A 13,158-nucleotide genomic window follows, 5' to 3' on the forward strand; every position below is an offset into this window, starting at 1 on the left:
GCGGACTCCGACGGCTTCCTCGCACAGCCCCGTGACAACAACTCCGTAGCTTCTTGTGACGTCGGGAACGACCACCCGGCGCCGACAGACGGACGTCGACAGACAGATGTCAGCAGACAGACGTCAGCAGATGTCGGACACGAGAACGCACGACAACACACGCGAACCCACGCGGTTGTCACGGGGCTTGCTTACGGGGACGGAGGCGGTTGGAAATGGCGCATGGCGAGGTGCTCGAGTTCGAGGAGTACGTACGCACCCGGCAGGACGCGCTGCTGCGCAGTGCGCGGCGGCTGGTCCCGGATCCGGTTGACGCCCAGGACCTCCTCCAGACCGCGCTGGTGCGGACGTACGGCCGCTGGGAGGGGATCGCGGACAAGTCCCTCGCCGACGCCTACCTCCGCCGCGTCATGATCAACACCCGCACCGAGTGGTGGCGCGCCCGCAAGCTGGAAGAGGTGCCGACCGAGCAGCTCCCCGACGCGAGCGTGGAGGACACCACGGAGCAGCACGCCGACCGGGCGCTGCTGATGGACGTCCTGAAGGTACTCGCGCCGAAGCAGCGCAGCGTCGTCGTGCTGCGGCACTGGGAGCAGATGAGCACCGAGGAGACCGCCGCCGCGCTCGGTATGTCGACCGGTACCGTGAAGAGCACGCTGCACCGCGCGCTCGCCCGGCTCCGCCAGGAGCTGGAGTCGCGTGAGCGGGAGGGCCGGGGTCTCGAGAGCCGCAGGGCGGTGGCCGGGCTGGCGGAGGCCAGGGCACCGCGGGTGCCCGCGCAGCGTGGGGATCGTACGTACGCACGTCGTGAGGAACGGGGGCGGGAGCGGTGCGCGGCCTAGCCGAGGACTCCGTAGCAGACCCAGACGCGGACGCAGATGGGGACAGCGCCAGAAAACGCATCGTCCGGTGGGCGGCGAGTGGTACGGCAACGGCCGCACTCGCCGCCTTCGGGCTGCTTCTGGCCGGTTGCTCGACCGGCGGTACGGGCGCCCGCGACGAGGGCCCGGCCCGCAACGACCCGGTGGCGCAGCAGCGGTCGACCCCGGAGCCCTCGGTCAGCTCGACACCGGCGAAGAAGGTCGACGCGTTCAAGCTGGTCCTGGAGGACCCCAAGGTCAGCCAGCGGGTCAAGGCCGACCTGAAGCGCTGCTCGGGGGACGCCTACCCGATCGACACCTCGTACGGCAGCGTCACCGGCGGTTCCGTGCCGGATGTGGTGGTCAACGTGCTGATGTGCGGGGATTCGGCCGTGGGCCTCGGCACCTATGTGTACCGCAAGGACGGCGACGACTACGCGAACGTCTTCGCCGCCGAGGAGCCCGCCGTCTACGCGACCATCGACCGGGGCGACCTGGTCGTCACCAAGCAGGTGTACGCGAAGGGGGACACGGTGTCGTATCCCTCGGGCCAGATAGTGATCACGTATCGCTGGTCGGGGAACGGGTTCGCCGAGCACGACCGGGTGGAGAACGAGTACAGCAGGGGTATCGGCGGCGACGGCGCTGGGGACGAGCCGGTCCCGAGCGCGCCGCAGAACAGCTGAGAACCGAGAACCGAGAGAGCAGCGGAGTACAAGCCCGATGGCCGAGACACATGTCCTGTTCGTGGAGGACGACGACGTCATCCGTGAGGCCACCCAGCTCGCGCTGGAGCGCGACGGCTTCATGGTGACCGCCATGCCGGACGGGCTCAGCGGGCTGGAGGCGTTTCGCGCCGACCGGCCCGACATCGCGTTGCTCGATGTGATGCTGCCCGGGCTCGACGGGGTGAGCCTGTGCCGCCGTATCCGGGACGAGTCGACCGTGCCCGTGATCATGCTGTCCGCCCGTGCGGACTCGATCGACGTCGTGCTGGGGCTCGAGGCGGGCGCCGACGACTATGTGACCAAGCCGTTCGACGGCGCGGTGCTGGTCGCCCGGATCCGGGCGGTGCTGCGCCGCTTCGGCCACGCGGGCGGCTCGCCCGGGGACCCGGGCGAGCCGGGGCAGGCGGGCGAGGACGCCGTGCTGACCTTCGGGGACCTGGAGATCGACACCGAAGGTATGGAGGTGCGCCGCGCGGGCGAGCCCGTCGCACTGACCCCGACGGAGATGCGTCTGCTGCTGGAGTTCTCCTCCGCGCCTGGCACGGTGCTGTCGCGGGACAAACTGCTGGAGCGGGTCTGGGACTACGGCTGGGGCGGGGACACCCGCGTCGTGGACGTCCATGTGCAGCGGCTTCGCACCAAGATCGGCCAGGATCGGATCGAGACCGTCCGTGGCTTCGGCTACAAGCTCAAGGCCTGAGCCCATGCCGATTCCTCCGGGGGCAACCCCCGGCACCCGCGCGTGCGTCTCGGCTGTTGACGACCCACACGCACCGCACACCACACCAGAACAGGACCCCGCATGACGCGCCTCGCCCTGCGCACCGGCGTCCGGTGGAAGATCAGCTTCGCGATCGCCGGCGTCGGTGCGCTGATCGCGTTCGCGCTGAGCCTGGTCGTGCACAACTCGGCGCGGGTCTCGATGCTCGACAACGCCCGCGATCTGTACATGGACCGGCTGACGCTGGCCCAGCGGGTCTACGAGACCAGCAAGCCGAAGACGGTGCCCAAGTTCGGCGGGGCCAAGCTCAACGACCCGGCGCTGCCCCGTGAGCTGAGGCACCTGCTCGAAACCGACCACGAAGCCACCTTCGTGCAGGCGCACCACGGCGGCCCGCCCGAGATCTGGGCGGCCGTGCCGCTCGGCAACGGTGATGTGCTGTCGCTGCACAGCCGGTTCCCCACGCGCAGCGCCGCGATCATGAAGGACCTCGACCGCGCCCTGATCATCGGTTCGGTCTCGGTGGTCTTCGCGGGATCGGCCCTCGGGGTGCTCATCGGCGGGCAGCTCTCGCGACGGCTGCGCAAGGCCGCCGCCGCTGCGGGCAAAGTCGCCCAGGGGAACACGGAAGTGCGGGTCGGCGAGGCCGTGGGCGGGGTCGTACGGGATGAGACGGACGAGCTGGCGCGTGCCGTCGACGCCCTGACCGACGCCCTGAACTCCCGTATAGAGGCGGAGCGCCGGGTCACCGCCGATATCGCCCATGAGCTGCGCACCCCGGTGACCGGGCTGCTCACGGCCGCTGAACTGCTGCCGCCCGGCCGGCCCAGCGAACTGGTGCGGGACAGGGCCCAGGCCATGCGCACCCTGGTCGAGGACGTCCTGGAGGTGGCGCGGCTGGACGGCGCGTCCGAGCGTGCCGAGTTGCAGGAGATCGCGCTGGGCGAGTTCGTCAGCCGCCGGATCAGCGTGCTGGACCCGGCCGTGGTGATACGCGTCGTCCATGAGTCGTGGGTCAACACCGACCCTCGGCGGCTTGAGCGGATCCTGGGCAATCTGCTCGCCAACGCGGCGAAACACGGGGGCACTCCGGTCGAGATCACCGTGGAGGGCCGGGTGGTACGGGTACGGGACCACGGTCCCGGTTTCCCGGAGGCGCTGCTGAACGACGGTCCGAGCCGGTTCCGTACCGGCGCGAGCGACCGGGCGGGGCAGGGCCACGGTCTTGGTCTGACGATCGCGGCGGGCCAGGCGCGCGTGCTCGGGGCTCGGCTGACCTTCCGTAACGCCAACCACGATGTGACCGGCCCTGGGGACGGGACGAGTGGGGCGATCGCGGTGCTCTGGCTCCCGGAGCACGCCCCGACCAACAGCGGCAGTTTCGCGCTGCCGCAGCTCGCAGGGGACTGACCGGCCGGGGTGAACCCGGGCAGTCAGCCCCCTGCGTGCGGTGTCATCAGTCGGACTTCACCTCAGACGGTCGCCTGCTCAGACCGTCTGAGGCCTCAGACCACCACCACCTGGGACCGCTTTCGACTCAGCTGGTCTTCGCGGTGGCCAGCCCCGCCGGCTCTCCGTCGCGCGGCCCGGCCGGCTCCGCAGCCCCGGCCGGCTCCGCCGCGTCAGCAGCCTCAGCCGCCTCGGGTTTCGCCGGGCCGGCGCCCTTCAGCGGCACCTCCTTGACGAAGAACGCCGCGAGGAAGCCGATCACGGCGACCGCCGAGCCGAGCAGGAACGCGTTGTGCGTGCCCGCCGACACCGCGAACTGGTACGCCTCGCGCACCTGCTCGGGCAGCTTCGCCAGGCTCGCCGCATCGAGCTGCGCGGACTGCTGGGTGACCGCGGCCCCGCCGTGGGTGGCCATCTCGTCCTGCACCCGCGAGGTGAACAGCGCGCCCATGATCGCGACGCCGAAGGAGGAGCCGAGGGTACGGAACAGGGTCGTGGACGAGGACGCGACGCCCATGTCCTTCATCTCGACGCTGTTCTGCGCGACCAGCATCGTGATCTGCATCAGGAAGCCCATGCCCGCGCCGAGTACGGCCATGTAGAGCCCGGAGGTGAGACGGGTGGTACCGGTGTCCATCTGCGCCAGCAGGAAGAGTCCGACCACCATCAGCGCGCCGCCGATGATCGGGAAGATCTTGTACTTGCCGCTGTTCGTGGTGACCCGGCCCGCGAACAGCGAGACGACCATCATCGACAGCAGCATCGGCAGCAGGAGCAGCCCGGAGTTGGTCGCCGAGGCACCCTGCACGGACTGCTGGTAGAGCGGCAGGAACAGCACGGCGCCGAACATCACGAAGCCGGTGAGGAAGCCGATCACCGACATGAGCGTGAAGTTCCTGCTGCGGAAGATGTGCAGCGGAATAATCGGTGCCGTGGCCTTGGTCTCGACGAACACGAAGCCGACGAGCGAGGCGACGCCGATGGCGATGAGCTCCATGATGACGGCGCTGTCCCAGGCGTACTCCGTACCGCCCCAGGTCGTGACCAGCACGGTCGAGGTGATGCCGACGGTCAGCAGGGCGGCGCCGAGGTAGTCGATGGGGTCCCGCCGCGCGCCGGGCTCCCGCTTGGGCAGGTGCAGCACGGCGGTGAGCATGGTGAGCGCGACGGCACCGAGCGGCAGGTTGATGTAGAAGCTCCAGCGCCAGCCCCAGTGGTCGGTGATGCTGCCGCCGACCAGCGGGCCCCCGATCATGGCGAGGGCCATGACCCCGGCCATCATGCCCTGGTACTTGCCGCGCTCCCGTGGCGGTATCAGGTCGCCGATGATCGCCATGACGCCGACCATCAGACCACCGGCTCCCAGGCCCTGTACGGCGCGGAAGCCGATGAGCTGACCCATGTCCTGGGCCATGCCGCTGAGCGCCGAGCCGATCAGGAAGATCACGATCGAGGTGAGGAAGATCCCCTTGCGGCCGTACATGTCACCGAGCTTGCCCCAGATAGGGGTGGAGGCGGCGGTGGCGAGGGTGTAGGCGGTGACGACCCAGGACAGGTGCTCGAGCCCGCCGAGCTCGCCGACGATCGTGGGCATCGCCGTACCGATGATCATGTTGTCCAGCATCGCGAGCAGCATCGCGATCATCAGGGCGAGCAGGACGACGCGCACGCTTCGGGGTCGCGGTCCATCCGGTGCCGGTGATGTCCCGGCCGCCTGTTGCGAGACCTGTGCCGCCGCCTTCTCAGGTTTCTGTCCTGCCACCGTCATCCACTCCCCCTGGGCACTTACTTGCCGCCCGGCTAGTTCACTACACTGAGGGACGGTAGACCCGTCACTAGCCGGGCGTCAAGTAAGTAAATACGTGTACGCCTGAGCGCCCCCAGGAGAGTCCATGACCACCAGAGGCAACACCCGGCAGCGCATTCAGGACGTCGCCCTGGGACTCTTCGCCGAGCAGGGCTACGAGAAGACCTCGCTGCGTGAGATAGCGGAGAAGCTCGAGGTCACGAAGGCGGCGCTGTACTACCACTTCAAGACCAAGGAAGACATCGTCATCAGCCTCTTCCAGGACCTGACCCGCCCGCTCGACGAGCTGATCGCCTGGGCGGAGGACCAGCCGCAGCCGCGCACCCTGGAGATCAAGAAGGAGATCCTGCGCCGCTACCAGGTGGCGCTCACCGGCGCCGCGCCGCTCTTCCGCTTCATGCAGGAGAACCAGGCCACTGTGCGCGAGCTGAGCATCGGCGAGACGTTCAAGGAGCGCATGATGACCATGGCCCAGCTGCTCCAGGGTCCCGACCTCGGCATCGCGGACCGCGTGCGCTGCGTGAGCGCGCTGTTCACCATGCACGCCGGGATGTTCTTCACGCAAAGTATCGAAGGCGACCCCGAGGAGAAGCGGGAAGCCGTCCTCGAGGTCGCCATCGATCTGATGACCCAGGCCCATCACGGGCCCCGGTCCTGAGCGCCGTTCCGCGCAGCACACGGAGCCGTGAGCGCTGAGCCGTGAGCGCCGGAGCGCTCATGCATCCGGTGCGCGTCAGATGGCGACGCCCATGGAGCGCAGGAAGCTGGCGGGGTTCAGCGCGGAACCGTAGTTCGGGGTCGTACGGATCTCGAAGTGCAGGTGCGGGCCGGACGAGTTGCCGGTGTTGCCCGAGAGCGCGATCCGCTGGCCGGTCTTCACGGTCTGACCTATGGAAACGTTGACCTTCGACAGGTGGGCGTACTGCGAGTACTTGCCGTTGCCGTGCTTGATCACGATGGCGTTGCCGTACGCGGAGCCGTCGCCGCCACCACCCGGGCCGGCCTTCACGACGACACCGGAGTTCGCGGCCTTGACCGGGGTGCCGGTCGGCACGGCGAAGTCCTGGCCGGAGTGCTTGTGGGACCACATGGCACCGCCCTGGTTGAAGCTGGCGCTCAGGGTGTAGCCGTTCACCGGCTTGACCCAGGAGGGAGCCTTCTTCGCGGCCTTCGACTTCGCCTGGACGGCCTTGGCGGCGACCGGGGCGACCTTGCCCGTGTCGGCGGCGGCGACACCGGCGCCGGCTCCGATGACCATCGCGGCGCTGAGTCCGGCAGCCACGACGGCGCCACGGGTACGGAGCACGGACGGGCGGAGACGGTTGATGTTGCGCTTCGACATGCGGGGAGAACCTCCGGGCTGATCGGGCATGAACCGACCCGGCGCAGGAGCACCGGGTGCCGAACCTTGGTAACCCGGATCGGCAATCCACCTCAAACCCCCCATCTACGACATCTCGTCGTAGCCAGACCCCCTTGTGAGCGGGGCCCTTGACACAACCCGGCCTCACCCTCCGAGATGTCCGGTTTCGACAGACTTCTTCATATCGCACCTGGTTTAGGCCTAGATATAGGCCCGAGAAGACCGACTTCCGCCTGAGATTTCCGATACGTCCGATTTGATCGGCTCGGAATAGCGGCCGGATTCGCCCTCACGGCCCGCCGAAAGCCGGGACACCCCCACTAAGTCCCCTAGTAGGCTCGGAATCGCCTGTGCCCCTTGTCACGGCCGACGTGGCACCAATGCGACCTGGGTCACGCGTTTAGGGCCCGCGCCAAGGGGGGTAAATGTCCTTGTTGCGACTTCAGGGGGACGGACTGTGGAGCCCGCACTGATCGGCGCCCGGCTGGCCTCAGCCGCGTTGGCGCCCGTGCTCAAGAAGCTCCTGGTGCAGGAGGGCCGGGGCGCAGACCTGGCGGACCGCCCCGTACCGCTCTCCGGCCTCCTCTCCTTCCGCGGCGAGAAGCGCACCCTCACGGAGAAGGACGTACGCAAGCTGGCCGGCACCCTGGTGAGCCGGTCCCTGGAGAGCCCGGGCGAGTCCCCGTTCCCGGCGGACGAGACCGAGGCCGTCACACAAGCTCTGACCCGCACCCTGTTCGCACTCGGCGACCTGGAAATGGACGACGTCCAGGCCGTCCACCTCGGCCACCGCGAGCTGGCGCGGAGGCTGCGCACCGAGGGCCCGGCGGTCCGGGCAGCGGCAGGACTCTCCGCCGATGCCACCCTCTATCTCGACTCGGTCACCGAGTGGGCCTGCCTGCACATCCTCCAGTTCTTCACCCAGCGCTCGTCCTTCGTCACCCGCACGCTGGTCGAGCAGAGCCGGATGCAGGCGGAGCTGCTCGCCACGCTGGACGAGCTGATCCGGCGCACTCCCCGGCCCGACGGCCGGGACCTCCCCTTCGAGCGGCGCTATCTCGCGTACCTCGCGAAGAAGCACGGCAGCCTGACCATCTACGGCATCGATCTGCATTACTCACCGGACGTCTGGCCGCTGGACGTGGCCTATCTGAGCCTGGAAGCGACGGGCGGCGAGCACCGCACCGGCCAGGGGAAGGGCCCCTTCTCCCGGTATCTGGCGGAGGAAGGGCTCGCCCCGTTCGTCGCGGCACAGCCCGCCGCCCCCGAGCCCGCCGACGAAGCCCTCGCCCAGCACGGCAAGGTCCTGCTGCGCGGAGTCGCGGGCTCCGGCAAGACCACGCTCGTTCAATGGCTGGCCGTCTCCACCACCGGTCGCGACCTGGACGGCCGTATGTCCTGCCTGCGCGACCGCATCCCCTTCGTGCTCCCCCTGCGCACCCTCACCCGGCACGGCGAGCGGCTCCCCGCCCCCGAGCACTTCCTCAGTGCCGTCGGGTGCGCGCTCAGCGCACCGGACGGCTGGGCGGACCGGGTGCTCAGCGCCGGGCGGGGGCTCGTCCTGATCGACGGCATCGACGAGGTCCCCGAAGCCGAGCGCGACCGCACCCGCCGCTGGCTGCGCGAACTGCTCGCCGTCTACGACGACGGCAACCGCTGGCTGGTCACCTCCCGCCCCTCCGCCGTCCGCGACGACTGGCTCGCCCCCGACGGCTTCACCGAGCTCACCCTCTCCCCCATGAGCCACGCCGCCGTGACCTCCTTCGTACAGCGCTGGCACCGGGCCGCAGGACCGGATGCCGCGGCATACGAGCAACCGCTGCTCCACGCCCTGCGCACCAAGCGTGACCTCGCGCTGCTCGCCACCAACCCTCTGATGTGCGGCCTCATGTGCGCACTGCACCGAGACCGGCGCGGCTTCCTGCCTCGTGGCCGCAAAGCTTTGTACGAGGCCGCGCTGTCGATGCTGCTCGACCGCCGCGACCGGGAACGGGACATGGGGACACCGTCCGGGGTCGACCTCCCCGAGGCGGCACAGATCCAGCTCATCCAGCGCCTCGCCTACTGGCTCACCCTCAACGGCCGTACGGTGATGGACCGTTCACGTGCCGAGGCACTGGTGCGCGGCGCGATTCCGGCCGTACCGGAAGCAGCGAGCGCCGGTGAACCCGAGGCGGTCTTCCGCCACTTGCTGCACCGCAGCGGGCTGCTCCGCGAACCCACCACGGACTCCGTGGACTTCGCCCACCGGACCTTCCAGGACTACCTCGCGGCCAAGGCCGTCATCGACGACTGGCATATCGGCCTGCTGGCCCAGCACGCGGCCGACGACCAGTGGGAAGACGTCATCCGCATGGCGGTCGCCCATGCCAGGCCGCGTGAATGCGCCGAGATATTCACCGAGCTGATGAAGAAGGCGGACGCCGCACCGGACCGCGCAACGCAGTTGAGGATCCTCGTCGTGGCCGCGGCGGCGATGGAGCAGGCGACCGAGATCGCCCCCGCCATCCGCGAGGAACTGCTCGGCCGCACCGCGGAGGTCATTCCGCCCCGCACCCGCGAGGAGGCCCGCGCACTGGCGACTGCCGGCCCCCTGGTGCTCGACCTGCTGCCCGGCCCTGAGGACGCCCCCGGCATCCAGTCGGCCCAGATGGCCGTGATCACGGCTTCCCATGTCGCGTCGGACGCCGCGATCCCCTTCCTCGCGCAATATGCCTCGCATCCGTCTGTGGCGTTGCGCTCCCAGCTCGTCTGGGCCTGGGACCGCTACGACACCGAACGGTACGCCGACGAAGTCGTCGCGGCCCTTGACCCCACCGGCCTCCAGTACACGGTTCGCCGTGCGGAACACGCCCGCGCCCTCATCGCCCTGGGCGGAGCACGCGACCTCCAGTTCAAGGGAGAGCTGCCTGCGGAACTCATCGCCGAGACGGTCCGCGCGTGCTCACCGACCGCGGTATGGATCTCCGACAATCCAGGGTTGCGCGATCTCGGCTGTCTGCGGTGGGTGCCGCGGCTCGACCACCTCACGCTCAACCGCTGCACGAACCTGACGGATCTGTCACTTCCGGACGGCGTCCGGCTCAGACATTTCCTGATGGACGACGCCCAGCTGGCGCTGGCCGAGGCCGGCCCGCCCACCCAGGCTCTCGTTCTCCAGGTTCACGGCACCAGCCCTTCCCTGAAGGCGATTCCCTCTCTCTTCCCGGCGATCGAGCACCTCACGATCCATCGTCTTCGGCCTGCCCACGCCGTCGATCTGAGCCCGCTGCATGAGATGGCATGCCTCAGATCGGTGCACCTCCGCGGCGCCCACCGCTCCGCGTTCCTGGGCCTGGACGGCTTTCCGCCCCAGGTGAGCGTTCGCGGTCAGGGCTCGTAAAAGCGGTCAGGGCTCGCAAAAGGGGGCTGCCCCGGACCTTCGTCCGGGGCAGCCCCCTTTTGACGCTACTCGCGCGCTCAGTGCGCTTACGCGTCCTTGGACAGGTTCGGCCCGGAGCCGCCGGCCGCCTGCTCGATCGGGGGAACGTCGGGCAGTGCCGACTTCTCCTCGCCTCGGAAGGTGAACTTCTTCTCCTCACCCTCGCCCTCGGTGTCGACCACCACGATGTGACCGGGACGCAGCTCGCCGAAGAGGATCTTCTCGGAGAGCAGGTCCTCGATCTCGCGCTGGATCGTGCGGCGCAGCGGCCGGGCACCCAGGACCGGGTCGTAGCCCTTCTTCGCCAGGAGGAGCTTGGCCTCCTGGCTGAGCTCGATACCCATGTCGCGGTCCTTGAGCCGCTCGTCCACCTTGGCGACCATCAGGTCGACGATCTGGATGATGTCTTCCTCCGAGAGCTGGTGGAAGACGACCGTGTCGTCGACGCGGTTGAGGAACTCGGGCCGGAAGTGCTGCTTCAGCTCTTCGTTGACCTTCGCCTTCATCCGCTCGTAGCCGGTCTTGACGTCACCCTGGGCGGCGAAGCCCAGGTTGAAGCCCTTGGAGATGTCCCGGGTCCCGAGGTTGGTCGTCATGATGATGACCGTGTTCTTGAAGTCCACGACCCGGCCCTGGGAGTCGGTCAGACGACCGTCCTCCAGGATCTGGAGAAGGGAATTGAAGATATCGGGGTGGGCCTTCTCGACCTCGTCGAAGAGGACCACGGAGAACGGCTTGCGGCGCACCTTCTCGGTGAGCTGGCCGCCCTCTTCGTAACCCACGTATCCGGGCGGGGAACCGAAGAGACGGGAAACCGTGTGCTTCTCGCTGAACTCCGACATGTCGAGGGAGATCAGCGCGTCCTCGTCGCCGAAGAGGAATTCGGCGAGCGTCTTGGACAGCTCGGTCTTACCGACACCGGACGGCCCGGCGAAGATGAACGAGCCACCGGGACGCTTCGGGTCCTTCAGACCGGCTCGCGTACGGCGGATCGCCTGGGAGAGCGCCTTGATGGCGTCCTTCTGGCCGATGACGCGCTTGTGGAGCTCGTCCTCCATGCGGAGCAGCCGGGAGGACTCCTCCTCGGTGAGCTTGAAGACCGGGATACCGGTGGCCGTGGCGAGGACCTCGGCGATCAGGTCGCCGTCGACCTCGGCGACGACGTCCATGTCGCCGGCCTTCCACTCCTTCTCCCGCTTGGCCTTCGCCGCCAGCAGCTGCTTCTCCTTGTCACGGAGGGAAGCCGCCTTCTCGAAGTCCTGGGAGTCGATCGCGGACTCCTTGTCCCGGCGGACGCCGGCGATCTTCTCGTCGAACTCGCGGAGGTCCGGCGGAGCGGTCATCCGGCGGATGCGCATCCTGGATCCGGCCTCGTCGATCAGGTCGATCGCCTTGTCGGGCAGGAAACGGTCCGAGATGTACCGGTCGGCCAGGGTGGCCGCCTGGACCAGGGCCTCGTCCGTGATGGAGACGCGGTGGTGCGCCTCGTAGCGGTCGCGCAGACCCTTGAGGATCTCGATGGTGTGCGGCAGCGACGGCTCCGCGACCTGGATGGGCTGGAAGCGGCGCTCCAGGGCCGCGTCCTTCTCCAGGTGCTTGCGGTACTCGTCGAGCGTCGTGGCACCGATGGTCTGGAGCTCACCGCGGGCGAGCATCGGCTTCAGGATGCTGGCTGCGTCGATCGCGCCCTCGGCGGCACCCGCACCCACCAGGGTGTGGAGCTCGTCGATGAACAGGATGATGTCGCCGCGGGTGCGGATCTCCTTGAGAACCTTCTTCAGGCGCTCCTCGAAGTCACCGCGGTAGCGAGAGCCGGCGACCAGCGCGCCCAGGTCGAGGGTGTAGAGGTGCTTGTCCTTGAGGGTCTCGGGCACCTCGCCCTTGACGATGGCCTGCGCCAGGCCTTCGACGACCGCCGTCTTGCCGACGCCGGGCTCGCCGATGAGCACCGGGTTGTTCTTGGTACGGCGGGACAGCACCTGCATGACCCGCTCGATCTCCTTCTCGCGCCCGATGACCGGGTCGAGCTTGGACTCACGGGCGGCCTGGGTGAGATTCCGGCCGAACTGGTCGAGGACCAGGGAGGTCGAGGGCGTGCCCTCTGCCGGGCCGCCGGCCGTGGCGGCCTCCTTGCCCTGGTAACCGGAGAGCAGCTGGATGACCTGCTGCCGCACCCGGTTGAGATCGGCGCCCAGCTTCACGAGGACCTGGGCGGCGACGCCCTCGCCCTCGCGGATCAGGCCGAGCAGGATGTGCTCGGTGCCGATGTAGTTGTGGCCCAGCTGAAGAGCCTCCCGGAGCGACAGCTCCAGGACCTTCTTGGCACGAGGGGTGAAGGGAATGTGCCCGGACGGGGCCTGCTGGCCCTGGCCGATGATCTCCTCCACCTGCTGGCGGACCGCCTCGAGCGAAATCCCGAGGCTCTCCAGGGCCTTAGCGGCGACACCCTCACCCTCATGGATAAGGCCCAGGAGGATGTGCTCGGTGCCGATGTAGTTGTGGTTGAGCATCCGGGCTTCTTCCTGAGCCAGGACGACAACCCGCCGCGCGCGGTCGGTGAACCTCTCGAACATCGTTAATCGCTCCTCAGAGCGGTCAGTCAGTTAGGGGTCGATCCCCTCCCTGTCCTTCCGCAGCTTAGTCCCGCAAGCGGGGACCGCTCATTCCAACTGCCGACACCCGTCGCTGGCCTCCTGCCCCGAACGCCGACAATTGCTCCAACCCGATGGTGCGAGACGATGTTCCCGCAGGCCAAGCCGTTAGCCCCGCTGTATGTACGCCGATGGCGAACGTGAGACTGCCGAGCCTG

General features: G+C 68.6%; 9 protein-coding genes. 6 read left to right on the forward strand and 3 right to left on the reverse strand.

Going from position 1 to position 13,158, the window contains the following annotated elements; translation table 11 throughout:
- Positions 1-215 precede the first annotated feature (215 nt).
- The 4 genes from ABZ532_RS15820 to cseC all read left to right on the forward strand — a co-directional run bounded on the left by ABZ532_RS15820 (position 216) and on the right by cseC (position 3,719).
- On the forward strand, positions 216-842 hold the full coding sequence (locus tag ABZ532_RS15820) for a SigE family RNA polymerase sigma factor (protein WP_361282985.1): 627 nt from the start codon (positions 216-218) through the stop codon (positions 840-842).
- A 59-nt stretch (positions 843-901) separates the two neighbouring features.
- Positions 902-1,546: a hypothetical protein gene (locus tag ABZ532_RS15825; RefSeq protein WP_361283300.1), complete on the forward strand. Its 645-nt coding sequence runs from the start codon at positions 902-904 to the stop codon at positions 1,544-1,546.
- Positions 1,547-1,583: 37 nt separating this feature from the next.
- Entirely contained in the window at positions 1,584-2,288 is a 705-nt protein-coding gene (cseB, locus tag ABZ532_RS15830; RefSeq protein WP_361282987.1) for a two-component system response regulator CseB, read from the forward strand.
- 102 nt (positions 2,289-2,390) lie between these two features.
- On the forward strand, positions 2,391-3,719 hold the full coding sequence (gene cseC / locus ABZ532_RS15835) for a two-component system sensor histidine kinase CseC (protein WP_361282989.1): 1,329 nt from the start codon (positions 2,391-2,393) through the stop codon (positions 3,717-3,719).
- 127 nt (positions 3,720-3,846) lie between these two features.
- On the opposite strand, the gene ABZ532_RS15840 is transcribed toward cseC, so the two are convergent.
- Positions 3,847-5,526: an MDR family MFS transporter gene (locus tag ABZ532_RS15840; RefSeq protein WP_361282991.1), complete on the reverse strand. Its 1,680-nt coding sequence runs from the start codon at positions 5,524-5,526 to the stop codon at positions 3,847-3,849.
- Positions 5,527-5,650: 124 nt separating this feature from the next.
- Between ABZ532_RS15840 and ABZ532_RS15845 the strand changes: the two genes are divergently transcribed.
- Positions 5,651-6,223, forward strand: a complete 573-nt coding sequence (locus ABZ532_RS15845; protein ID WP_361282993.1) for a helix-turn-helix domain-containing protein — start codon at positions 5,651-5,653, stop codon at positions 6,221-6,223.
- A 75-nt stretch (positions 6,224-6,298) separates the two neighbouring features.
- Here the strand turns inward: ABZ532_RS15845 and ABZ532_RS15850 are convergent, their stop codons facing one another.
- Positions 6,299-6,907 carry a M23 family metallopeptidase gene (locus ABZ532_RS15850; protein ID WP_361282995.1) on the reverse strand — a complete coding sequence of 203 codons (609 nt, stop codon included), beginning with the start codon at positions 6,905-6,907 and terminating at the stop codon, positions 6,299-6,301.
- A 478-nt stretch (positions 6,908-7,385) separates the two neighbouring features.
- Here ABZ532_RS15850 and ABZ532_RS15855 point away from each other — a divergent pair, with 478 nt between their 5' ends.
- Entirely contained in the window at positions 7,386-10,310 is a 2,925-nt protein-coding gene (locus ABZ532_RS15855; RefSeq protein WP_361282997.1) for an NACHT domain-containing protein, read from the forward strand.
- Between the two features lie 86 nt (positions 10,311-10,396).
- Here the strand turns inward: ABZ532_RS15855 and ABZ532_RS15860 are convergent, their stop codons facing one another.
- Positions 10,397-12,922: an ATP-dependent Clp protease ATP-binding subunit gene (locus ABZ532_RS15860; RefSeq protein ID WP_361282998.1), complete on the reverse strand. Its 2,526-nt coding sequence runs from the start codon at positions 12,920-12,922 to the stop codon at positions 10,397-10,399.
- Positions 12,923-13,158 lie beyond the last annotated feature (236 nt).

The organism is Streptomyces sp. NPDC019396 (assembly GCF_040632375.1).
Lineage (GTDB): Bacteria > Actinomycetota > Actinomycetes > Streptomycetales > Streptomycetaceae > Streptomyces.